Raw genomic sequence first — 21,694 nt, 5'->3', positions numbered from 1 at the left:
TGCGACACATGCGCGAGGCACTGAACCTCCGCCGCCATCGCGGGCACTCATGGACAGTGTGAAATACGGCAGGAGCACGTAGCAAGATGGCAATGGCAAGTCCCGGCCAGTGGAAGGCCGAGTGGGAAAGTGCGAAGAAGCAGTTCAAGGTAGCGGCCAAGAAGCGGCCGCCCGGCGACAAGTTCATGACCCGCTACAGCAAGAGCACGTCCGTCACGAAGGCTCTCGACGCGCTCGACAAGGCCTACGCCCAGCTCAACGGTGCCGCGCGCGACAAGCGCCAGGCGGCACTGACCACCTTCAAGACCAAGTTGACGTCGGCGGAGACGATCGGCGACAAGTACATCGACCACCTCGTTACGGTCATCACCGAGGAGAAGCGGGCGGCCCGCACGCGTGACGAGAAGAAGAAGGCCGCCGACCTCGACTTTCATCTCGAAATCTTCTCCAGCGTGATCGACATCTGCTTGGCCTCCGCGAAATCCGTGGCGGAGAAGACCGAGGATCTCTGGGAGAAGGAACAGCAGGGGATGCAGGCGGTCATCTCGTCGAAGAAGCAGTACCTCGCCAACATCCCCACGACGATCAAGAAGGCGGCGCGGTGGCTCACCATCCAGGAGCGCGACCCGACCGTGAAGGGCTTCAACGGCGGCATCACGACGGCGACGCGGGACATCTATGCCCAGATGGGCAACCTGCAGAAGCTCTATGATCGCAACTCGCAGGAATGGAAGCAGATCTACAGGCTGATCACGCCGATCAACGCCTGGGCCATGAAGGACAAGAAGCTGCCCGACAGCACCTCTACCGACAGGGTGGCCGAGGAGCTCGCCCAGGTCCGCCGCAACGTCGCCCTGATCGCCCAGTGGTACGAGAAGGCGAAGAAGACGGTCTGAGACCGGGTGGTGCCAAGCCCGCCGTGAGTGATGTATCCATCACGCTCACCGCGCCGCCGTCATCCAGGGCGCTGCGATGCTGAGAACGGGCTCGCGGGTCCGTGCTCGAACCCGAGATGGATCGAGGCTGGCCCGCTCCAGCGGGACGACGTTCGGGCCTGAGCCTCACGTCGGCTTCCGGTGGCGAAAGGGCTGTCGGAACGAGGGGCAGGGCACATGACACCAGCCTGCCCGGGCATCCTGCTACCCTTTCGCTGCGGACGTTTCATACGGGTTTCGCAACTGGCATCGTCCTGCCCTTGCCGGTCCGGCTTGCTTCAAGACAGCGGCGGCAGACCGTCCAGGTCCATGTGCGACCCGCCCGCGCGGGCCGCCTCGACACGGGCCCAGATGTCGGCGCCGCACCGCTCGCCCTGCGACCAGACGCCGGTCAGCAGGTAGCGGAAGCGTTCGGAGCTCGCGGCCCGGTTCTCGATCCAGTCGATGGCCTCGCTGCCGCGATAGGCAACCAGATTTTCGAGCGGCCCGGCTGCGACATCGGCGGCCCCTTCGACAGATGTTATCTTTGAGAGTAGTGCATCTAGCGTGGCGAAGATATCACGCAGGTCGCCCGCTTCGGTGATGCGATCGTTCAGGCAGTTCCACGCCCAGAAAAACGCGTCGCGATCGGCATCCGACCCGCGATCTCCGCAGTATTCGAGATAGGCGTCCGCGACGTGATCGGGCCGGAAGGCTCCGTCCGATGTGCGGCAGGGCGGCTTGCCCTCCCCATACTTGCAGCCAAGGCACACCCACCCGTCAGGCATCAGGTCAGCATTTCCTTCGTTGCCGTCAGCTTCAGGTCGGGCCAGTCGCGTTCCACCCGGTCGATGTCCCATTGCAGGCGGGTGAGGTAGACCGGGTCGCCGTCGTGATCGCTCGCCATGTGACCCTTGTTCTGGTTGGCGAAGCGGTCGATCTCTCCTTGCGGCCCCGAGAGCCAGCGCGCCGAGGTGAACTGCGTCGGCTCGAAGCGGACGGGCAAGCCGTATTCCAGCTCGATCCGGCTCGCCAGCACCTCGAACTGGAGCTGGCCGACGACGCCGACGATGGCGCCCGAGCCGATCATCGGCTTGAAGATCTTGGCGGCCCCTTCCTCGGCGAACTGCTGGAGCGCCTTGTCGAGATGCTTCGCCTTCATCGGGTCGCCCGCGCGGACGGACTGCAACAGCTCCGGCGCGAAGGAGGGGATGCCGGTGAAGCGCAGGTCCTCGCCTTCGGTCAGCGCATCCCCGATGCGCAGCTGGCCGTGGTTGGGGATGCCGATGATATCGCCGGCCCAAGCTTCCTCGGCCAGCTCCCGGTCGGAGGCGAGGAACATCACCGGGTTCGACACCGCCATCGGCTTTTTCGAGCGCACGTGATGGACCTTCATCCCCCGCTTGAAATGGCCGGAGCACAGGCGGACGAAGGCGACGCGGTCGCGGTGCTTGGGGTCCATGTTGGCCTGCACCTTGAAGACGAAGCCCGCGACCTTCTTCTCATCGGGGCCGACCTGCCGGGGCTCGGCGGGGCGCACCTGCGGTTCGGGACCGAAATCGCCGATGCCGCGCATCAACTCCTGCACGCCGAAGGAGTTGATGGCCGAGCCGAACCAGATCGGCGTCAGCGTCCCGTCGAGGAAGGCCTGCCGGTCGAAGGCGGGCAGGAGCTCGCGCGCCATCTCGACCTCCTCCACCAGCTTTTCCAAAAGGTCGCCGGGCACGTGTTCGGCAAGCTTCGGATCGTCCAGCCCCTCGATCTTCACGCTCTCCGCCTTGGTGTTGCGGTCCGCACGGCTCATCAGCTCCAGCCGGTCGTTGAGCATGTCGTAGCAGCCGAGGAAATCGCGGCCCGAGCCGATGGGCCAGGAGGCGGGTGTGACGTCGATCGCGAGGTTTTCCTGGATCTCGTCGATGATCTCGAACGTGTCCCGGCTCTCCCGGTCCATCTTGTTGCAGAAGGTCAGGATCGGCAGGTCGCGCAGGCGGCAGACCTCGAAGAGCTTGCGGGTCTGGCTCTCCACCCCCTTCGCGCCGTCGATCACCATGATCGCCGCGTCGACTGCGGTCAGCGTGCGGTAGGTGTCCTCGGAGAAGTCGGAGTGGCCCGGTGTGTCCACCAGGTTGAACCAGTAATCCGCGAACTCGAACGACATGGCGGACGCGGAGACAGAAATGCCCCGGTCCTTTTCCATCTGCATGAAGTCCGAGCGCGTGCGCCGCGCCTCGCCCTTCGCGCGCACCTGTCCGGCCATCTGGATTGCGCCGCCATAGAGCAGGAACTTCTCGGTCAGCGTCGTCTTGCCCGCATCGGGGTGCGAGATGATGGCGAAGGTGCGCCGCCGGGCGATCTCGGCGGGCAGGTCGGGGGCGTTGTGGTCACGGTCCAGCATGGGCGGGGATATAGGCGTGTCAGGAGAGATTCGCGAGCGCCTTCGGCGTGTCGCCGATTCGTGCTACGCTGAGAACGTTGTGTGAACATTCAGGGAGGGTGTCATGGACGCCAAAGAGATCGCCAACAAGCTCGTCGAACATTGCCGCAACCACACCGAGGCGCAGGCGCTCGACGAGCTCTATGCGCCCGACGCCGTGTCCTCCGAGGCGTTCGCCGGGCCGGACATGCCGCGTGAGGTGACGGGGATCGAGGCCATCAAGGGCAAGCACGACTGGTGGAACTCGAATTTCGAGGTCCATGACGGGTCGACCTCGGACCCGATGATGCATGGCGACGATAGCTTCGCCGTGATCTTCGAGATGGACGCGACCCACAAGCAGAGCGGCGAGCGCAGCAAGATGAAGGAGATCGCGGTCTACCACGTGGACAGCGGCAAGATCGTGAAGGAGCAGTTCTTCTACACGATGTGATTTGGGTGCGACCGTCCCGGCCGCAGCGCCGGGACCTTTGGCAAGCCGTTGCGCGCTGGAGCCGGAGGCCCCGGATCACGTCCGGGGCGGTGCCAAGTCGAAGCATCCTTCCGCCCGGCGGCACCGCCGGGCCGCGCCCGACCTCCCCCCGGAGGGCGCGTTGGCGATGTAATCCATCGAATGAGCGACATGGATGCTTGAGGGCGCGAGCATATCAATCCCGTCCCGCAGGCGCCCTCCAGGTCGGGCGCGGCCCTCACCAAGTTGTTCAGCGCATGTTGATCCGCAGGGCTCCCGCGGCCACGAACGGAAACGCCGCCAGCACCAAGAGCGACGTGCCCGCGAGAAAGGGCAGGGCGGCGCCCGCCTCCAGCCCCTGCGCGGCGCGGCTCACCACCTGCGCGCCGAAGATCAACGTCGGGACGTAGAGCGGCAGCACCAGCAGCGAGAGCAGCAGCCCGCCCCTCCGCAGCCCCACCGTGATCGCCGCCCCGATCGCGCCGAGGCCCGAGAGCGCCGGTGTCCCGATCAGCAGCGTGCCGATCAGCCACGGTTGCGCCCCATCCGCGAGGTTCAGCGTCAGCCCCAGCACCGGAGCCGCGACCACCAACGGCAGGCCCGTGGTCAGCCAGTGGGCCAGGGCCTTCACCGCCACCACGGCCTCCAGCGGCAGCGGCGACAACGCGAGGATGTCGAGCGTCCCGTCCTCGTGATCCGCCTGGAACAGCCGGTCGAGGGACAGAAGGCAGGCGAGCAGCGCGGCGACCCACAGGAGCCCCGGCGCCACGCGGCCCAGCACCTCCTGATCCGGCCCGATCCCGAGCGGTGCGAGCAGCACCACGACGAGAAAGAAGGCGAGGCCCAGCCCCGCGCCGCCGCCCGCGCGGACGGCCAGCCGGATCTCGCGGGCGAGCAGCGCGCCGACCGCGCTCACGTCCAGGCCTCGTCGAGGAAGGGATCGGTCTCGACCCGCCGCTGCGGCGCCTCCAGCCGCAGCTCGCCGAGCTCCAGGCCGAGGTCGATATGGGTGGCGATGATCGCCATGCCGCCGCCCGCCAGATGCTCGCGCAACAGCGCTGCAAACCGCGCCGTGTGCTCCGCGTCGAGCGAGACCGTCGGCTCGTCGAGCAGCCAGAGCGCGCGGGGCGCGAGCGCCAGCCGGGCGAGGCCCAGACGCCGCTTCTGCCCGGCCGAACACAGCCCCGCGGGCCGCTCGGCCAGCGCCTCCAGGTCGAACCGCTCCAGCGCCGCGCGCGCATCCCCGCCGGTCATGGCGGCCCAGAAGGCGAGGTTCTCCCCCACGCTCAGTGCCGCCTTGATCGCGTCGCGGTGGCCCGCATAGGCGATCCGGTCGAGATAGGCGTCGGTGCCGAGCGCCGCGCCCTCCAGCTCCACCTGCCCCTCACACGGCAACAGCCCGCACAGCGCGCGTAGCAGCGTCGATTTGCCGACCCCGTTCGGCCCGCGCAGCGCCAGCCCGGCGCCCGGGGAAAGCGCGATGTCGAGACCGTCGATCAGGAGGCGCCCGGCGCGGGCGACCCGCAGGGCAGAGGCGGAAAAACTCATGTTCCCAGCCCTAGCGAAGCGGGCGCGGGCGGGAAACCCTTTCCGCGGTATGCAATTGCACACTGAACCCTTGCGCCGCGCGGCGAAATGAGCCATGTCAGCGGCAAGAAACGCGCAGCACCCTGTCGAGGCGCCCGCGTTTCGTCCTAATTCCAGACGGGAGCGGCCCCGTGCGGCCCCCGGACAATCGAGGAAAGGGAGAGGTCCCCATGCCCATCACCGTCGGTCACGACACGAACAAGACCCGCCGCACGCTGGAGGCCGGAGGCGCCTCCGTCGCCTACTACTCGATCCCCGCGGCACAGGAGGCGGGCCTCGGCCAGTTCGACCGCCTGCCGTCCGTGCTGAAGGTGGTGCTGGAGAACATGCTCCGCTTCGAGGACGGCAAGACGGTCACGACCGACGACATCAAGGCGTTCTCCGAGTGGGCCGACAAGGGCGGCAAGAACCCGCGCGAGATCGCCTACCGCCCCGCGCGCGTACTGATGCAGGACTTCACCGGCGTCCCGGCGGTCGTGGACCTCGCGGCCATGCGCGACGGCATCGTGTCGCTCGGCGGTGACCCGGAGAAGATCAACCCGCTCAACCCCGTGGACCTCGTCATCGACCACTCGGTCATGATCGACGAGTTCGGCAACCCGCGCGCCTTCCAGATGAACGTGGACCGTGAGTACGAGCGGAACATGGAGCGTTACACGTTCCTGAAATGGGGCCAGAGCGCCTTCAACAACTTCCGTGTGGTGCCGCCGGGCACCGGCATCTGCCACCAGGTGAACCTGGAGTACCTCGCGAAGACCGTGTGGTCGGATCAGGACCAGAACGGCGAGACGGTGGCCTATCCCGACACGCTGGTCGGTACCGACAGCCACACCACGATGGTCAACGGTGCGGCCGTCCTCGGCTGGGGCGTCGGCGGGATCGAGGCGGAGGCCGCGATGCTGGGCCAGCCGATCTCCATGCTGATCCCCGAGGTCGTGGGCTTCAAGCTCACCGGCAAGATGACCGAGGGCACCACGGCGACCGACCTTGTGCTCAAGGTCGTGCAGATGCTCCGTGAGAAGGGCGTCGTCTCCAAGTTCGTGGAATTCTACGGCGACGGCCTCGACAACGTGCCGCTCGCCGACCGCGCGACCATCGGCAACATGGCGCCGGAGTATGGTGCCACCTGCGGCTTCTTCCCGATCGACGACGTGACCCTGCGCTACCTCACGCAGACCGGCCGCGACGAGAACACGATCAAGCTGGTCGAGGCCTACGCCAAGGCCAACGGCATGTGGCGCGAGCCGGGCTACGAGCCGGTCTACACCGACACGCTGGAGCTCGACATGGGCACGGTCGTCCCCGCGATCTCTGGCCCCAAGCGCCCGCAGGACCACATCGCGCTCGACAACGCCGCCAAGGCGTTCGGCGAGTATGTGAAGGGCCAGCGCGAGGGCAAGCCGACCGAGAACGCCGAAGCGCGGTGGGAGGCCGAGGGCGGCCAGCCCGAGCCGACGTCGATCCCCGGTGACGAAGGCCACCACGCCCGCGGCTACGTCGATGGCGAGACCGGCAAGTACCAGATGCATGACGGCTCGATCGTCATCGCCTCCATCACGTCGTGCACCAACACCTCGAACCCCTACGTGATGATCGGCGCCGGCCTCGTCGCGCGGAAGGCGCGGGAGCTCGGCCTCGACCGCAAGCCTTGGGTGAAGACCTCGCTCGCCCCGGGCTCCCAGGTGGTGAGTGCGTATCTGGAGGCCGCGGGCCTGCAGGACGATCTCGACGCCATCGGCTTCAACCTCGTCGGCTACGGCTGCACGACCTGCATCGGCAACTCCGGCCCGCTGCAGGAAGAGATCTCCAAGTGCATCAACGACAACGACCTGATCGGGGTCAGCGTCCTGTCGGGCAACCGCAACTTCGAGGGCCGGATTAGCCCGGACGTGCGCGCCAACTACCTCGCCTCGCCGCCGCTGGTGGTGGCCTACGCGCTGGTCGGCGACATGAATGTCGACATCACCACCGCGAGCCTCGGCAAGGACAAGAACGGCAACGACGTCTACCTCAAGGACATCTGGCCGAGCCAGGAGGAGATCGCGGCCCTGGTCGAGGAGACCGTGACCCGCGAGGCCTTCCAGTCCAAGTATGCCGACGTCTTCAAGGGCGACGACAAGTGGCGCGGGGTGGAGACGACCGACAGCCAGACCTATGATTGGCCGACCTCGTCGACCTACGTGCAGAACCCGCCCTACTTCCAGGACATGGCCAAGGAAGCGGGCGAGATCAAAAACGTGGAGAACGCCCGCGTCCTCGCCATCCTCGGCGACATGGTGACGACCGACCACATCTCTCCCGCGGGCTCCTTCAAGGAGACGACGCCGGCGGGCCAGTACCTCACGGATCGCCAGGTCCAGCCGCGGGAGTTCAACTCCTACGGCTCGCGCCGCGGCAACCACGAGGTCATGATGCGCGGCACCTTCGCCAATATCCGCATCCGCAACGAGATGCTGGACGGCGTCGAGGGCGGCTACACCAAGGGTCCGAACGGCGAGCAGATGTCGATCTACGACGCCGCCATGGCTTGGCAGGAGCAGGGCGTGCCGCTCGTGATCTTTGCCGGTGAGCAGTACGGTGCTGGCTCCTCGCGCGACTGGGCGGCGAAGGGTACGGCTCTGCTGGGCGTAAAGGCGGTGATCGCGGAGAACTTCGAGCGCATCCACCGCTCCAACCTCGTCGGCATGGGCGTGATCCCGTTCGAGTTCACCGGCGGCGACACCCGCAAGTCCCTCGGCATCACGGGGGAGGAAACGGTGAGCATCACGGGGCTCGAGGGTGATCTCAAGCCGCTCTCCAACGTGCCTGCGACGATCACCTACGCGGACGGCACGACCAAGGAGATCGAGCTGAAATGCCGGATCGATACCGCGGTCGAGAAGGAATACGTCGAGAACGGCGGCGTGCTGCACTACGTGCTGCGCAACCTCGCCAAGGCGGCGTAAGCCTCTCTGCATGAACGCGAAACGGCCGTCGGGGCGATCCGGCGGCCGTTTTGGGTTGCGGGGTTTGGCTTGGCAGCCACCTTGGACTTCGGATTGGTTTCCAGCAACCGGAGCGCTCCGCCACCAGCGTCCAGCCATGACCACTCCGGAAGCCGGACGCGCGCCTGCCCGTGGGATGGCGCCCCAACCTCAGAACGGCGCACTTTATCCCAGCAAAGTCATTGCTCGCTGCGATCTGCGTGCGTCATTGCAAAGCGCCAGCCCGCCGGGACGGGCAGGCGCTCGCCCGGCGCCTTCGGCTTGTTCCGGGCGGGATGGCGCTCTGTGAAAGGGCTCGAAAAGGCACCGTCATGGTCGGGCCCGACCCGACCATCTCCTGCTCAGTCCCGTGCCACGATCCACCCCGTGATCTCCTCCAGCGCCCCATCCGCAAATGCATGACGCCCCTCCAGCACGAAGCGCAGCTCCATGTCCCAGGACCACTCGCTGACCAGCTGCCGATTGTAAGGCCCCGCCTTCAGCAATCCATGCGTCGCGTCCGGCACCACCACCACGCGGTTCGCCGGATGCCGCCCCCCGACCAGATCGCGATAGACCTGCGCATCGTGCTCGGCATCCACGTTCAGGTCCTCTTCCCCCCAGATCGCCAGCAGGGGCACGTCGAGGCCTGCGAGGTCCCCCCGCGCATCCTCCGCCCGATTGCGCCGGATGAACCCCCAGCGCGCCTCGCTCATCCCATCGGGAACCGCCGCGGCCTCGAACACCTCCGCCCCGAAGACCCGCTCGTCGGCGATCGCAGCCTCCGCCATGAGCCGCTCGATCTCACCGTCGTCGACACCCTCCAACGCCAGTCGCGTCAGTGTGTAGTAGTCCCCCTGCTGCTGCCACGACACCGCAGGCCCAACGAGCACGAGGAAATCGGCATCTTCGGCCCCGAGCCGCGGCAGTACCCAGCCCGCCTGCGAGAACCCCAGCGCGCCGATTGCCACCCCGCCGAGCCGTGTCTGCAGTTCCGCAAGCGCCGCTGCAGTCTCCACCGCGCGATTCGCCATCGACTGGTCGAGCCACGCGCCCTCCGACTCACCGACGCCGGGCTTGTCCCACGACGCCACCGCGATTCCCGCGTCCAGCAACACGTTGATCAGCGACGCATACCCGCCCGCCGAAGTCCGATCCTGTGGCCCGTCGCCATGCACCAGAACGACCGCCGCGAGCGGCACGTCCTCCGGCAACCACAGCGTTCCCGCCAACCGGTCCCCCGCCACCGAAAACACGAACGGCTCCGAGGCCCGGCGATCGAGGTCGTGATCCTCCAGCCGCCAGAGCAGGAGCAGCGCGAGCGTCGCGATCGCGGCCCCGCCGACCGCCGTCTTCCGCCAGTTCACCGCGATCTCCTCCACCCGCCCGGAACCCATGTGACGATCCGCGCCGACCCTGTCCAGCGCCGCACGTCGTGTTACGGGTTTCCGCGCATGCGCCACATCCTGTAACGTTTCGTAAGCGAACCGAAACCACCCGCGGAGCATCCGATGAAGGGCTTTCCCGACCTGCCGCCGATCTGGTTCGCGGGCTTCGCCGCCGGTGCATGGGGCCTCTCCCGCACGCTCCCGCTCATCCGGTTCGACAACCCGGTCACGGACCTGATCGGCGCGCTGATGATCCTCGGCGGCATCGGCCTCGCGCTCTGGTCGCTCTACTGGTTTCGCCGCCGCCGCACGACCTTTGAGCCGCATCACACACCGACTGCGCTCATCGTCGAAGGCCCGTTCCGCCTGTCGCGAAACCCAATCTACGTTGGCCTGGTCGCGATCCTCGCGGGCTATGCGCTGCGCCTCGGCACGCTCACGCCGCTTCTGCTCGTCCCGGTCTTCTGGTGGGTGCTGCACCGCCGCTTCGCCCTGCCGGAGGAGGCGGGGCTGCGCGCCGCGTTCGGAGCCGAGGCCGAGGCCTACATCGCGGCGACGCGCCGCTGGCTGTGATCGAACTCACGCTGCCTCTCCCGCTTTCTTGATTGGACGATGCCCGCTGCGAGGCATAGCCATTAGGTCCACGACGAGGAGAAAGACCACCCCATGCTCCACCTTCTGCGCCTGCTGATCCTGACCACCCTCACGCTGATCGCGCTGCCGCTCGCGGCGCAGACACGGCCGGTGGTGGTGGAGCTGTTCACGTCGCAGGGCTGTTCCTCGTGCCCGCCGGCGGATGCGTTCCTGGGCGAGCTGGCCGAGCGGCCCGACGTGATCGCGCTGTCGCTGCATGTGGATTACTGGGACTATCTGGGCTGGCGCGATCCCTTCGCCTCACCGGCCATGACCCAGCGCCAGCGGGCTTATGCGGCCGCGCATGGCGAGCGGTCGATCTACACGCCGCAGATGGTGCTGCAGGGCGAGATCTCGGCCATCGGCCATCAGAAGGATCTGGTGAACGCCGCGATCTCCCGCCTCGCCGGGGAGCCTGCGCGGGCGCGGGTCGTCATCCGGCCGGCCAATGGGAGCATGCTGGTGGAGATCGCGCCGCTGGGCCCGGTCGAGCCCTCGGTCGTGCACCTCGTGAGCTACGCCGGGCCGCAGCGCCAGCAGATCGCGCGGGGGGAGAACCGGGGCCGCAGCCTCTCCTACCACAACGTCGTCACCAACTGGATGCGACTGGCGGACTGGAGCGGGGATGAGGTCGAGCTGACCGCGCCCGTTCCCACCATGGCGCGCGGCGTCGCCGTGATCGTGCAAGAGGGCGTCGCGGGCGCCGTGATCGGGGCGGCGAAATACGAGTTCTGAGCGCGCCCCGCTCCTTCTTCCTTGTGAACAATATCCTCGCCCGGCAGGGCGAAACCGCGTCCGGGGCGCGAGCCTACCGCCAGCGGCGGTGGAACCAGAACCACTGCTCGGGCCGCTCCATGATCCAGGTGGAGAGCTGGGCATTGACGGCGCGCATCATCTCCTCCTCGTCGCCATGGGGGATCGGGGCGCTGACGACGCTGTCGAAGCTGAGCCCGTCCTCGGCGCGGAAGCTGGCATTGGCCACCAGCGGCACGCCCATGGACTTCGCGAGCTTCGCGGCACTCGTTGTCGTCTCCGCCGGATGGCCGAGGAAGTCGATCAGCGGCGCGCCCGACTGCTTCTGATCCACGAGGATCGCGACGATCCCGCCGGAGCGCAGGTGGCGGATGAGCCCGCGGGTGCCGTCGCGGCCCTTGGGGAAGGCATGTTCGCTCAGCACCTTGAGGGTGCCGACGAAATCCTCGTTGTAATAGGGGTTGTTGTGGGTGCGGTAGACGCCGCCGATCTCAAGATCGCGGGTCCGGCCCCAGGCGCGCAGCCCCTCCCAGTTGCCGAAATGCATGGCGGCGATGACGGCGCCGGTCTTCTCGGCGCAGGCCTTGCGGAGCACTTCGAGCCCCGGCCCCCCGGCGCGGAAGCGGGAGGGGTCGGCGATGACGTCCTCCATCATCATCTCCTCGACCATGACGCGGCCGAAATTGTCGCCGGCGCCGCGCAGGATCTCCTGCCTACGGGCGGGCGGCAGGTCGGGGAGCACCTTGTCGAAGTTGCGTTCAACCCTGCGGCGCGCCTCCGGCAGGCGGGAGATGACGTTGCGCCCGATCCAGCCACCGAGGGCCACGCGCCGGTTATAGGGCAGCACGCGGATGACCCGCGCCAGCACGCGCAGCACGCCGTTCGAGAGGCGGTAGCTCAGATCCTTGTAACGGTCGCTCATGCGGGTGGTGGTCCGGGCGGGAGAACTGACGCGTCCCCATAGCATTGCCCGGCGGGGCAAGGCCAGAGGGCGGCGTCGTCGGGGTGTCACTCGCGGTTCGGCGGGGAGCGGATACGGTCTTTGGTCGATCCTGCGGCGGGGCGCGAGGGCAGTCGCTCAGCCCGCGCGGTTCTCCCGATACCACACGAAGAGGCCTGCGCCGATGATGAGGGCGGCACCGGTCCACGTCCAGATGTCTGGCCATTCGCCGAAGAAGAGCACGCCCCAGAGGGCCGCGAGCGCGAGGCCCGAGTAGCCGAAGGGGGCGAGCAGCGACGCGGGCGCGGAGCGGAAGGCGAGGATCAGCAGGAACTGCCCGGTTCCGCCTACGAGCCCGATCAGGCCCATCAGGACCGCGTCCCCGGTGCTCGGCATCTGCCAGACCGGGATGACGAGGAGCGAGGAGACCACGGCGCCGAAGAGGGCGGTGTAGACGAAGCTGGTCCACGGGCTCTCCTCCGCGCCGAGCTTGCGCGTGGCGATCGAGAAGGCGGCATAGCAGCTCGCCGCGCAGACCGGCAGCAGCGCGTAGGGCGTGAAGACGTCGAAGCCCGGGCGGATGATGACGAGGGCGCCGAGCAGGCCGCAGAAGAGTGCGAGCCAGCGGCGGATCCCCACCTTCTCCCCCAGAAAGATCACGGCGAGCAGCGTGGTGATGAGCGGGGCGACCTCGAAGATCGCGGTTGCCTCGGCCAGTTCGAGCTCGGAGAGGGCGAGGTAGAAGCTGAAGGTCGCACCGAAGACGAAGATCGAGCGCATCAGCTGCAGGCCCGGATAGCGGGTGCGCATGAGGCGGGGCAGGCGCGGGGCGAGCAGGAGCACGGTCCAGAGCACCTGCCCGGTGTAGCGCGCCCAGACCACCTGCATCGGCGGGTTGTCCGCCGTCAGCCCCTTGGCGAGCGCGTCCATCACGGTGAAGAACGCGATCGCCCCCAGCATCATCAGGATGCCGCGCCGGGGATTGTCGGTGGCAAGGGTGCCGGTCGCCATCGGGCGGTCCTTCCTGTCGGACGGCACCGCGGGGCGCGGTGGCGCACATGAAAAGGGCGGCGCCTTGAGCACCGCCCCGGATCGTGGATGTCGCGCCCGTCAGGTCTTCACGGGCGAGATCATCATGACCATCTGGCGGCCTTCGACCTTGGGCATGTTGTCGATCTTGCCCAGACCCTCCACATCGCCGGCGACGCGGTTGAGCAGATCGCGGCCCAGCTCCTGGTGGGCCATCTCGCGGCCGCGGAAGCGGAGCGTCACCTTCACCTTGTCGCCGTTGCCGAGGAACTTGGTCACGTTGCGCATCTTGACGTCGTAGTCGTGGGTGTCGGTGTTCGGGCGGAACTTCACCTCCTTCACCTCGATCGTCTTCTGCTTCTTGCGGGCCTCGGATTCGCGCTTCTGCTGTTCGTACTTGAACTTGCCGAAGTCCATGATCTTGCACACCGGCGGCGTGGCGTTCGGCGAGATCTCCACCAGGTCGAGCCCGGCCTCTTCGGCCAGCTCAAGACCGCGGCGGGGCGAGACGACGCCGATCTGCTCGCCATCGGCGCCGATCAGGCGGATTTCAGGGGCGCGGATACGGTCGTTGACGCGGGGGCCGGTGTCGCGGGTGGGAGGTGCATTATGCGGTCTGCGGGCTATGGTCTTCTGGTCCTTCTGTGGTTGACGGATCGGCGTGGTCGGGCACACCGAAGGGCAGGCCCGGGCCTGCGAGAGACCTTTAAGTGGCGTGGAACGGCATCTTGGTCAATAGTGCCTTGGACCGAAGGGGAGAATTACGGGGACCTTCCAGATGCTATCCTACCCGGCCGCAGCCATCTCGCTGGTCGCGGCCCTGGCGTACCTGTTCCACTACCGCGTTCAGCCGCCGAGCGAACGCCGGACCGCGATCAAGGCGGCGGCCATCGGCGCGCTGGCGATCGTGGGCCTGTTCAAGGGCGCGCCGATCCTCTTCATCCTCGCCCTGATCGTCGCCGCCGCCTCCGACGCGGTGCTGGCGCTGGAGCGGGGGCAGAGCCTCCGGCAGGCCATGGTGCTGGCGCTGATCTCGCAGCTGCTGCTCCTCGGCACGTTCGTGCTGCACTGGCAGGGGATCGCGGCGCCGATCGTCGCGGTGCTGGGCCTTGCGGGGATCGGCGTCGGCTATCTCATGCTGCTCTGGGACGGGCTGGAGGGCTATCGGCGCATTCTCTGCCTCTACGTCGCGGTGCTGATCGGCACGACCTTCACCGCCCTCGGCATGGGGGAGACCGAGCGTCTCGCGGTCGCGGGCATGCTGCTCTATCTCATGGCGCAGGTGCTCTTGGGGCTGGAGTACTTCCTGCTGCAGGGCCACGATTTCGAGCTGTCGCTGACGGGGCCTGCGATCTGGATGAGCTATTACGGGAGCATGCTGCTCTTCGTCCTCGCTTTCACCACAATTGTGAGTTGATATGACGGCCCTCGACGTCGCCCCTCACGAACCATGGTCTGGATGATCGCATATCTCGCATGGATTACGGCCGCGCTGTCCTGCGCTGGCTCGCTGGCCTATGTCGGATATTACCAACTGCGCAGCGTGAGCGTGCCGCGGATGCTGGCCAAGGTCACGGCGACGGGCGGGCTGGCGCTGACCGCATTGCTGCTGGAGCGCGGATGGCTGCTGGTCGCCGCCCTCGGCGTTGCGGCGCTGGCCGACTACGTGAAGACGTTCCGGACCGAAGCCACGCTGATGACGGCGATCTCGCTGTCCTCGATCTTCAATGTGCTTCTGTCGATGTGGTTCCTGACCGAGCACTGGAGCGGGCTGGGCGCCCCCTTCGTCGCGGCGGGGGCGCTGGCGGGCATCGCGGGGGGCTACGCGATCCTCGTCTGGCCGCATATGGGCCGGCTGCGGGGCATCGTTCTGCCGTACATGGTGACGGTCCTGGTGGCGGTTCTGACGGGCCTCGGGGCGGGGGAGAGCGATCCGCTGCTGACCATCGGAGTGCTGCTCTACATGCTCTCCGTCATCTTGCTTGGCTTCGAACTGATGCTTTTTCACAACGAGTATCGCTTTTTGAGGGTTGTAGGGCCTATGATCTGGCTGCTCTATTACTCAGGCTTGGCATTCTTTGTGCTCGGCGGGGGACGGTAACGCCAACGGGGATTGTGCTGGGGAGCACGTCCTGCATCTGACGGGTTCTGCATGTCGCTGTTGTTTCTTGCGATCGCGCTTGGCGCGGCCCTGGACTACGGCCTGCGTCATTCCTGGCGGCTCCCCAATTTCGACCGGTCGATGACGAAGACCTGCGCGACGCTGTCGCTCATCATCTTCGCCTCGCTCGCCAATGCGCCGGGACTGCTGATCGTGGGGCTCGGCTTTGCCGCCATCGGTGATTATTCAGGCAGCCGGGGTCCGCTGCGCTGGATGCTCTTGAGCGCGACGGCCTTCCTCGCCAGCCACACGATGTACGTGCTGCTCTACCTGGAGCGCTCCTACGCCTTCGCGCCGCATTCGGGGCCCGCGATGCTGTTGGGGCTGACGGGTGTGATCGTCATGGTGGCGACCTGCTGGCGGACGCTAGCGGCGCTGCGGCTGGCGGTCGTGATGTACACGCCCGTGATCATGGTGCAGTTCGTGATCGGCCAGACGGTCCCGGCTGAGTTCATGACGATCGCCTATGCGACGACGCTGTTCCTGATCTCCGGCTGCCTGTTGGGGCTGGAGCTCTTCGCGATCCCGCTCGACAGTTCCGTGCGGCGATGGAGCAGCCCGGTGGTGTGGCTGACCTATTTCGCCGCACAGATGCTCGTCATCTTCTCGTTCGTGGAGATCGAGATCTAGGCGGTTTCCGGGTGGACCGATTCAGTAGGGCGTTGCCAAAGAGATGCCCGAGGCGTTTGCCGGCCCGATCCCGTCAGGCCGGCAAGTGCTCTAGCGCAGGTCCGGAGGCGTTGCCTCGGCGGCGAGCTCGGTGACGACCTCGGCCGTGGCGCGGACGCTCGACTGCTTCTCGCCCAGACGGCGGAGCGAGACGGTGCCGTTCTCAACCTCCTGCCGGCCGATGGCGAGGATCACCGGGACCTTGGCCAGCGAGTGCTCCCGGACCTTGTAGTTGATCTTCTCGTTGCGCGTGTCGGCCTCCGCCCGGATGCCGGCCTTGCGCAACTGCTCGACCACCTCGGCCACGTAGTCGTCGGCGTCCGAGACGATGGAGGCGACGACGACCTGTCGCGGGGCGAGCCAGAAGGGCAGCTTGCCCGCGTAGTTCTCGATCAGGATGCCGAGGAACCGCTCGAAGGAGCCGAGGACCGCGCGATGCAGCATGAAGGGCCGGTGCTTGTCGCCGTCCTCGCCGACATATTCGGCGCCCAGCCGGTCGGGAAGCTGGCTGTCCACCTGGAAGGTGCCGCACTGCCATTCCCGCCCGATCGCGTCCGTGAGCTTGAAGTCGAGCTTCGGGCCGTAGAACGCGCCCTCACCGGGATCGACCTCGTAGGGCGCCCCGATCGACTTGATCGCGGCCTCCAGCGCACCCTCCGTCACGTCCCATTCGGCATCGGTTCCGATGCGCTTTTCGGGTCGGGTGGAGAACATGATCTTGAACTCCTCGAAGCCGAGATCGCGGTAGACGCGGCTGAGAAGCTGGATGAACTTCGCGCATTCCGCTTCGATCTGCTCGCCGGTGCAGAAGATGTGCGCGTCGTCCTGCACGAAGCCGCGCACGCGCATCAGGCCGTGCATGGCGCCTGATGCCTCGTAGCGATGGCAGGAGCCGAACTCGGCCAGCCGCAGCGGGAGGTCGCGATAGGACTTCAGGCCCTGATTGTAGACCTGCACATGGCAGGGGCAGTTCATGGGCTTGAGCGCATTGGTCCGCTTCTCGTTGGCATGTTCCTCATCGATCTCGGTGATGAACATGTTCTCGCGGTACTTGTCCCAGTGGCCCGAGGCCTCCCACAGCTTGCGGTCGACGACCTGCGGCGTGCGGATCTCGCGGTAGCCGTCCTCGATCTGGCGGCGGCGCATGTAGTCCTCGAGCGCGCGGTAGACCGTCCAGCCGTTGGGGTGCCAGAACACCATGCCCGGCGCTTCCTCCTGCAGGTGGAAGAGGTCCATTTCCTTCGCCAGACGCCGGTGGTCGCGCTTCGCCGCCTCCTCCAGCATGTGGAGGTGGTCCTTCAGCTCCTGCTTCGTGCGGAAGGCGACGCCGTAGATGCGCTGGAGCTGCTTGTTCTTCGCATCGCCGCGCCAGTAGGCGCCGGAGACGCGGGTGAGCTTGAAGGCATCCGCCGGAACCTGGCCCGTATGGGCGAGGTGCGGTCCGCGGCAGAGATCCTGCCAGTGCCCGTGCCAGTACATGCGGATTGGCTCGCCCTCGGGGATCGCGTGGACGAGCTCGACCTTGAAGGGCTCGTTCTGCGCCTCGTAGTGGGCGATGGCGCGGTCGCGGTCCCACACTTCCGTGCGGACGGGGTCGCGGGCGGCGATGATCTCACGCATCTTTTTCTCGATCGCGGCGAGGTCGTCGGGCGTGAACGGCTCTTCCCGGTCGAAATCGTAGTACCAGCCGTGCTCGATCACCGGACCGATCGTGACCTTCACGTCGGGCCAGATCTCCTGCACCGCGCGCGCCATAATGTGGGCCGCGTCGTGGCGGATCAGTTCGAGGGCCTGCGCCTCATCCTTGATCGTGTGGATGGCGAGGACGGCGTCCTGCTCGATGGGCCGCGAGAGGTCCACGAAGATGCCGTCCACCGTCGCGGCGATCGCGGCCTTGCCGAGCGATTTTGAGATGTCCGCCGCAACCTCGCCCCCGGTGATCCCGGCCTCGTATTGACGTTGCGCGCCATCGGGCAGGGTGATCGTGATGTTGGCCATGGGGGCCTCCTCGGTTCGGCGCCTACGAAACGCCCGGTTGCGGTTATGTCCCCGTTCTCGTGACAGAGCGTTTCCGAGAGGTCAAGACGGATCGCGGGCGTTCTCGCGTATAAGGTGTGGAGATTTTTTCCACGGAGCCTTTCGATGCGACTTTCCCTTGCCTGTCTCGCCTGTCTTCTCCCGTTGTCCGCCCCGGCGCAGGAGGCGCCCGGCTTCTCGCTCGGCCTCGGTGTGGGGCTCAGCGACAGCCCCTATATCGGCGAGGACGATTTCGAGGCCGACGTGCTGCCGCTGATCAACTTCCGGACGGAGCGCTTCGAGCTCGGCACGGGCGGGGCGTCCTATGACGTGATCCAGAACGGCCCGCTGGTGGTGGACGTGTTCGTCGCGCCTCGGTTCTCGGCGCTGGAGGATCCGGACAGCGACGAGCTCGACGGGATCGATCGGGACCTGACCTTCGATGCGGGGGCGGGGCTCGGCTACGCGATCCGGCCGGGGACGCGGGTGACGGCCTCCGTGCGGACCGAGATCACCGACGAGCATGAGGGGCAGGAGCTGCGGCTGGCGCTGTTCCAGGAGGTACCGAATTTCCCGCTGCGGCTGGGCGCGGGGGTGTCGGTGCAGTCGGAGGAGCTCGCGAGCTATCTCTATGGCGTCGAGGAGGACGAGGCGCGCCCCGGCCGCCCGGCCTACGATCCGGACGTGGTAGCGGTGCCGTTCCTGTCGCTCAACAGCCGGGTGCCGCTGAGGAACAACATCTCCCTCTTCGCCGGGGCGCGCATGGCGTTCCTGCCCGACGAGGCTACGGACAGCCCGATCGTGGAGGACGACGTGGTCCTGTCGAGCAATGTGGGGATCGCTTACCGGTTCTGAGGGCTTCGGACCGCCCCGGACCTGCTCCGGGGCCGGCTGGTATTGAGAACGGTCCCGGATCAAGTCCGGGACGGTGAGCTTTGCCTGGGTTCGATGCGAAACGTTGAGGGTCGCGCTCTGGATGGGCGCGGCCCCGCCTGTCAGCCATGCTATGAGGTCAACTCAGCTTCCGAAAGGAAGACGTATTCAAACCACGCCTTCGTAGATCTCCAGTGTTGCCTTCTGCATCGCCTCCACCGTGAAGCGGGAGCGGATGCGGGCGCGGGCGGCGAGGCCCATATGGGCGCGGCCGCTCTCGTCCAGGGCCAGCGCCGCCTCCACCGCGTCGGCGAGGGCCGCCACGTCGCCCGGCGGGTAGAGCCAGCCGGTCTTGCCGTCCTCCACCGTCTCAAGCGCGCCGCCATGTGCGGTCGCGATGACCGGGCGGCCCATGGCTTGCGCCTCCACCGCGACGCGGCCGAACGCCTCCGGCTCCCGGCTCGCGCTGACCACGACGGATGCGAGCTTGTAGGCGGCTTCCATGTCCGCGCAGTGCCCAACGAGGCGGACGGAGCCCGTCAGCCCGCCCGCGTTCACCGCGTTCTCGAGCTGCCCGCCGAAGCCCGAGCCGCCGTCGTCGCCGACCAGCACGATCTGGCAGTCGAGGAGCTCGCCGCGACTTTCGGCCCGGCTGCGCAGCAGGCTCGCGGCGGCGACCATGTCCTCCTGACCCTTCCAGCGGCTGAGGCGGCCGGGCAGGAGCACGATGGGCCGCGGATCCTCGATCACGCCCCAGGCCTGCGCGAGGCTGATGGTGCGCTCGCTCGACACCGCCTCCTCGGCGAAGGTGGTGATGTCGGCGCCGCGCGGGATGGTGATGATGCGCGTGGGGTCGACGCGGTGCCGCTCCGCCACGATCCGCGCCACGTAGTCGGAGACTGCGATTACCGGCTCGCCCTTGGCCATGACGGCGTTATAGCGGCGCTTGAGCGGGAAATCCTCGTTGTAGACGCCGTGATAGGTGGTGATGAAACGCACGCCCGTCGCCCGCGCGGCATGGAGCCCGGCCCAGGCGGGCGCGCGGGAGCGGGCGTGGACGATATCCACCCCTTCCTCCGCGATGACCTTCGCGAGCTGGCGGGCGTTGGCGCGGATGGCCCAGGGGCTCTTCGCGCCGATGTCGAGGCGGATGAGCTCGCCACCCGCGCGGCGGAGCTGCGGCTCCATCCGCCCGCCGCTGCTGGCGACCAGCGCGCGGTGGCCGGCCGCGCTGAGCGCCTGCACGATCTCGATCGCACCACGTTCGACCCCGCCCGATTCCAGCGACGGCACGAGTTGCAGGACGGTCAGCCTTCGGTCACGATCGCGCGCAACTTCAGCAACTTGGGAGGAGTCGATCATGGGGTCCTTCGACATCTTCTCGCCGGATGGCCGGCGAGAAATCGCCTACCACCGCACAATGCCCGCGGGGGTTGAGGGGAACAAGCCCGGGGTCGTGTTTCTCGGCGGCTTCCGCTCGGACATGGGCGGGACCAAGGCGGTTTTTCTGGAGGCGTGGGCAAAGCGCACCGGCCGCGCCTTTCTGCGGTTCGACTACACCGGCCACGGCGACAGCTCCGGCGCGTTCGAGACGCTGGGCATCGGCGAATGGGCGCAGGATGCGGTGGACGCCGTCTCGGCTCTGACCGAAGGGCCGCAGATCCTCGTGGGCTCGTCCATGGGCGGCTGGATCTCGCTGCTGCTCGCGAAGCGGATGCCGGAGCGGGTCGCGGGCCTCGTCGGGATCGCCGCGGCGCCGGACTTCACCGAGGACAGCATGTGGGCGGGTTTCGACGACCGGCAGCGGGAGCAACTGATCCACGACGGCCGTGTCGAGCTGCCCTCCGAATATGATGACGGCCCCTATGTGATCACCCGCCACCTGATCGAGGACGGGCGGGAGAACCTGGTGCTGCGCGATCCGCTGTCGCTGGGCTTTCCGGTGCGGCTGCTGCACGGGACGGCGGATGTGGACGTGCAGATGTCGGTGCCGCTGCGCATCCTCGAGCATGCGGACTGCGCGGACCTGCGTCTCACCTTCGTGAAGGATGCCGATCACCGGTTTTCCTCGCCTGACTGCCTGGATCTGATCGTGGAGACGGTGGAGAGCCTCTGACGCCGTCCACCTTGTCGAAATATCCTGGGGTGAATTGGCCCGGAACGGGCCAAGAGGGGCGGACAGCCCCTCAATGCGGCATCACGTCCCCGTCCCAGGTGTAGAACCCGCCGGAACGCTCGGCGGTCAGCGCGTCGAACTGGGCGAGCAGGCCGCGCGCGCTTTCCGCCGTCGAGATGTCGGCCCCGTCGCCGCCCATATCCGTGCGCACCCAGCCCGGATGGTAGGCGCCGATCACGATGCCCCGCTCGGCGAGCTCCACAGCGAGGTTGGTCACCAGGTTGCTCGCCGCCGCCTTTGACGCGCGGTAGATGTAGCTGTTGCCCCGCGGCCGCGCGTTGGAGCCCATCTGGGAGGAGATCACGCCGATCTTCGCCCCCTCCCGCATCATCGGCAGGAAGGTCCGGATGGTGAAGAAGACGCCTGCGACATTGGTCATCATCGACTGCTCCCACGCGGCGGCATCGTAGGCGTCATCGCCCAGACCTCCGCGGCCCATCAGGACGCCCGCATTGCAGACGAGCAGGTCGATCGTCCGGTTGCCGAGCTGTTCGGCGAGCAGGAGCTGACCGGCCTCGGACTTCACGTCCAGCGCATGGCGTTCGATCCCGTCGGGCAGGTCCGCGGTCGAGGGCTCGCGCATCGTAGCGATCACGGTGTCGCCGCGGGCCGCGGCCTGGCGGGCGAGCTCTGCGCCGATCCCGCGGCTCGCGCCGGTGATCATCGTTGTGGCCATGGCGCGGCCCTCCTGACGTTGCGACATGAAG

General features: G+C 67.3%; 21 protein-coding genes. 10 read left to right on the top strand and 11 right to left on the bottom strand.

Translation table 11 applies throughout. The features are described from left to right. Positions 1–86: 86 nt before the first annotated feature. A complete protein-coding gene (locus I0K15_RS02660) occupies positions 87–896 on the top strand; it encodes a hypothetical protein (protein WP_196103908.1) in 810 nt (269 codons plus the stop codon). Positions 897–1,213: 317 nt separating this feature from the next. Here I0K15_RS02660 and I0K15_RS02655 read toward each other — a convergent pair whose 3' ends face one another. Next, positions 1,214–1,702: a DUF6869 domain-containing protein gene (locus I0K15_RS02655; RefSeq protein WP_196103907.1), complete on the bottom strand. Its 489-nt coding sequence runs from the start codon at positions 1,700–1,702 to the stop codon at positions 1,214–1,216. Then, on the bottom strand, positions 1,702–3,309 hold the full coding sequence (locus I0K15_RS02650) for a peptide chain release factor 3 (protein ID WP_196103906.1): 1,608 nt from the start codon (positions 3,307–3,309) through the stop codon (positions 1,702–1,704). The genes I0K15_RS02655 and I0K15_RS02650 overlap by 1 nt, the downstream gene beginning before the upstream one ends. Before the next feature lie 103 nt (positions 3,310–3,412). Between I0K15_RS02650 and I0K15_RS02645 the strand changes: the two genes are divergently transcribed. Next, positions 3,413–3,781 carry a nuclear transport factor 2 family protein gene (locus tag I0K15_RS02645; protein WP_196103905.1) on the top strand — a complete coding sequence of 123 codons (369 nt, stop codon included), beginning with the start codon at positions 3,413–3,415 and terminating at the stop codon, positions 3,779–3,781. Positions 3,782–4,049: 268 nt separating this feature from the next. Here the strand turns inward: I0K15_RS02645 and ccmB are convergent, their stop codons facing one another. Further along, positions 4,050–4,715, bottom strand: coding sequence for a heme exporter protein CcmB (gene ccmB / locus I0K15_RS02640; RefSeq protein ID WP_230374251.1), 666 nt, complete (start codon positions 4,713–4,715; stop codon positions 4,050–4,052). Beyond that, a complete protein-coding gene (gene ccmA / locus I0K15_RS02635; RefSeq protein WP_196103904.1) occupies positions 4,712–5,347 on the bottom strand; it encodes a heme ABC exporter ATP-binding protein CcmA in 636 nt (211 codons plus the stop codon). The genes ccmB and ccmA overlap by 4 nt, the downstream gene beginning before the upstream one ends. Positions 5,348–5,556: 209 nt before the next feature. On the opposite strand from ccmA, the gene acnA reads away from it, so the two are divergent. Further along, on the top strand, positions 5,557–8,331 hold the full coding sequence (gene acnA, locus I0K15_RS02630; protein ID WP_196103903.1) for an aconitate hydratase AcnA: 2,775 nt from the start codon (positions 5,557–5,559) through the stop codon (positions 8,329–8,331). 380 nt (positions 8,332–8,711) lie between these two features. Here the strand turns inward: acnA and I0K15_RS02625 are convergent, their stop codons facing one another. Continuing rightward, positions 8,712–9,746: an alpha/beta hydrolase family protein gene (locus tag I0K15_RS02625; RefSeq protein WP_196103902.1), complete on the bottom strand. Its 1,035-nt coding sequence runs from the start codon at positions 9,744–9,746 to the stop codon at positions 8,712–8,714. 114 nt (positions 9,747–9,860) lie between these two features. On the opposite strand from I0K15_RS02625, the gene I0K15_RS02620 reads away from it, so the two are divergent. Together I0K15_RS02620 and I0K15_RS02615 are read left to right on the top strand one after the other, a co-directional pair. Continuing rightward, on the top strand, positions 9,861–10,310 hold the full coding sequence (locus I0K15_RS02620; RefSeq protein ID WP_196103901.1) for a methyltransferase family protein: 450 nt from the start codon (positions 9,861–9,863) through the stop codon (positions 10,308–10,310). A 93-nt stretch (positions 10,311–10,403) separates the two neighbouring features. After that, positions 10,404–11,105: a DUF1223 domain-containing protein gene (locus I0K15_RS02615; protein ID WP_196103900.1), complete on the top strand. Its 702-nt coding sequence runs from the start codon at positions 10,404–10,406 to the stop codon at positions 11,103–11,105. Between the two features lie 73 nt (positions 11,106–11,178). Here the strand turns inward: I0K15_RS02615 and I0K15_RS02610 are convergent, their stop codons facing one another. From I0K15_RS02610 to infC, 3 genes are all read right to left on the bottom strand, one after another. Further along, positions 11,179–12,045 carry a lysophospholipid acyltransferase family protein gene (locus tag I0K15_RS02610; protein WP_196103899.1) on the bottom strand — a complete coding sequence of 289 codons (867 nt, stop codon included), beginning with the start codon at positions 12,043–12,045 and terminating at the stop codon, positions 11,179–11,181. Between the two features lie 156 nt (positions 12,046–12,201). Beyond that, positions 12,202–13,074 (bottom strand): DMT family transporter, encoded by an 873-nt coding sequence (locus I0K15_RS02605; protein ID WP_196103898.1) that lies wholly within the window; start codon positions 13,072–13,074, stop codon positions 12,202–12,204. Between the two features lie 99 nt (positions 13,075–13,173). Continuing rightward, complete coding sequence (infC, locus tag I0K15_RS02600) at positions 13,174–13,767, bottom strand: translation initiation factor IF-3 (protein ID WP_230374250.1); 594 nt, start codon at positions 13,765–13,767, stop codon at positions 13,174–13,176. 103 nt (positions 13,768–13,870) lie between these two features. Between infC and I0K15_RS02595 the strand changes: the two genes are divergently transcribed. From I0K15_RS02595 to I0K15_RS02585, 3 genes are read left to right on the top strand one after another with little or no spacing between them, the layout of a single operon-like run. Continuing rightward, positions 13,871–14,509 (top strand): lysoplasmalogenase family protein, encoded by a 639-nt coding sequence (locus I0K15_RS02595; protein WP_196103897.1) that lies wholly within the window; start codon positions 13,871–13,873, stop codon positions 14,507–14,509. A 42-nt stretch (positions 14,510–14,551) separates the two neighbouring features. Then, complete coding sequence (locus tag I0K15_RS02590; protein ID WP_230374249.1) at positions 14,552–15,193, top strand: lysoplasmalogenase family protein; 642 nt, start codon at positions 14,552–14,554, stop codon at positions 15,191–15,193. A 51-nt stretch (positions 15,194–15,244) separates the two neighbouring features. Beyond that, on the top strand, positions 15,245–15,883 hold the full coding sequence (locus I0K15_RS02585; RefSeq protein ID WP_196103895.1) for a lysoplasmalogenase family protein: 639 nt from the start codon (positions 15,245–15,247) through the stop codon (positions 15,881–15,883). 90 nt (positions 15,884–15,973) lie between these two features. On the opposite strand, the gene thrS is transcribed toward I0K15_RS02585, so the two are convergent. Further along, complete coding sequence (thrS, locus tag I0K15_RS02580; protein ID WP_196103894.1) at positions 15,974–17,920, bottom strand: threonine--tRNA ligase; 1,947 nt, start codon at positions 17,918–17,920, stop codon at positions 15,974–15,976. A gap of 144 nt (positions 17,921–18,064) precedes the next feature. On the opposite strand from thrS, the gene I0K15_RS02575 reads away from it, so the two are divergent. Continuing rightward, the gene (locus I0K15_RS02575; protein WP_196103893.1) at positions 18,065–18,793 is read left to right on the top strand and encodes a MipA/OmpV family protein; all 729 of its coding nucleotides are present in this window, start codon (positions 18,065–18,067) and stop codon (positions 18,791–18,793) included. A gap of 186 nt (positions 18,794–18,979) precedes the next feature. Here the strand turns inward: I0K15_RS02575 and I0K15_RS02570 are convergent, their stop codons facing one another. Next, positions 18,980–20,173 (bottom strand): glycosyltransferase family 4 protein, encoded by a 1,194-nt coding sequence (locus I0K15_RS02570; protein WP_196103892.1) that lies wholly within the window; start codon positions 20,171–20,173, stop codon positions 18,980–18,982. Here I0K15_RS02570 and I0K15_RS02565 point away from each other — a divergent pair. Further along, the gene (locus I0K15_RS02565) at positions 20,172–20,927 is read left to right on the top strand and encodes an alpha/beta hydrolase (protein ID WP_196103891.1); all 756 of its coding nucleotides are present in this window, start codon (positions 20,172–20,174) and stop codon (positions 20,925–20,927) included. The genes I0K15_RS02570 and I0K15_RS02565 overlap by 2 nt on opposite strands. Before the next feature lie 70 nt (positions 20,928–20,997). Here the strand turns inward: I0K15_RS02565 and I0K15_RS02560 are convergent, their stop codons facing one another. Further along, complete coding sequence (locus I0K15_RS02560) at positions 20,998–21,663, bottom strand: SDR family oxidoreductase (RefSeq protein WP_196103890.1); 666 nt, start codon at positions 21,661–21,663, stop codon at positions 20,998–21,000. Between the last annotated feature and the right edge of the window lie 31 nt (positions 21,664–21,694).

Origin of the sequence: Pontivivens ytuae, from assembly GCF_015679265.1 — a bacterium.
Lineage (GTDB): Bacteria > Pseudomonadota > Alphaproteobacteria > Rhodobacterales > Rhodobacteraceae > Pontivivens > Pontivivens ytuae.
Note: the sequence above shows the minus strand (reverse complement) of the source record. Positions and strands in the feature narration are given on the sequence as shown.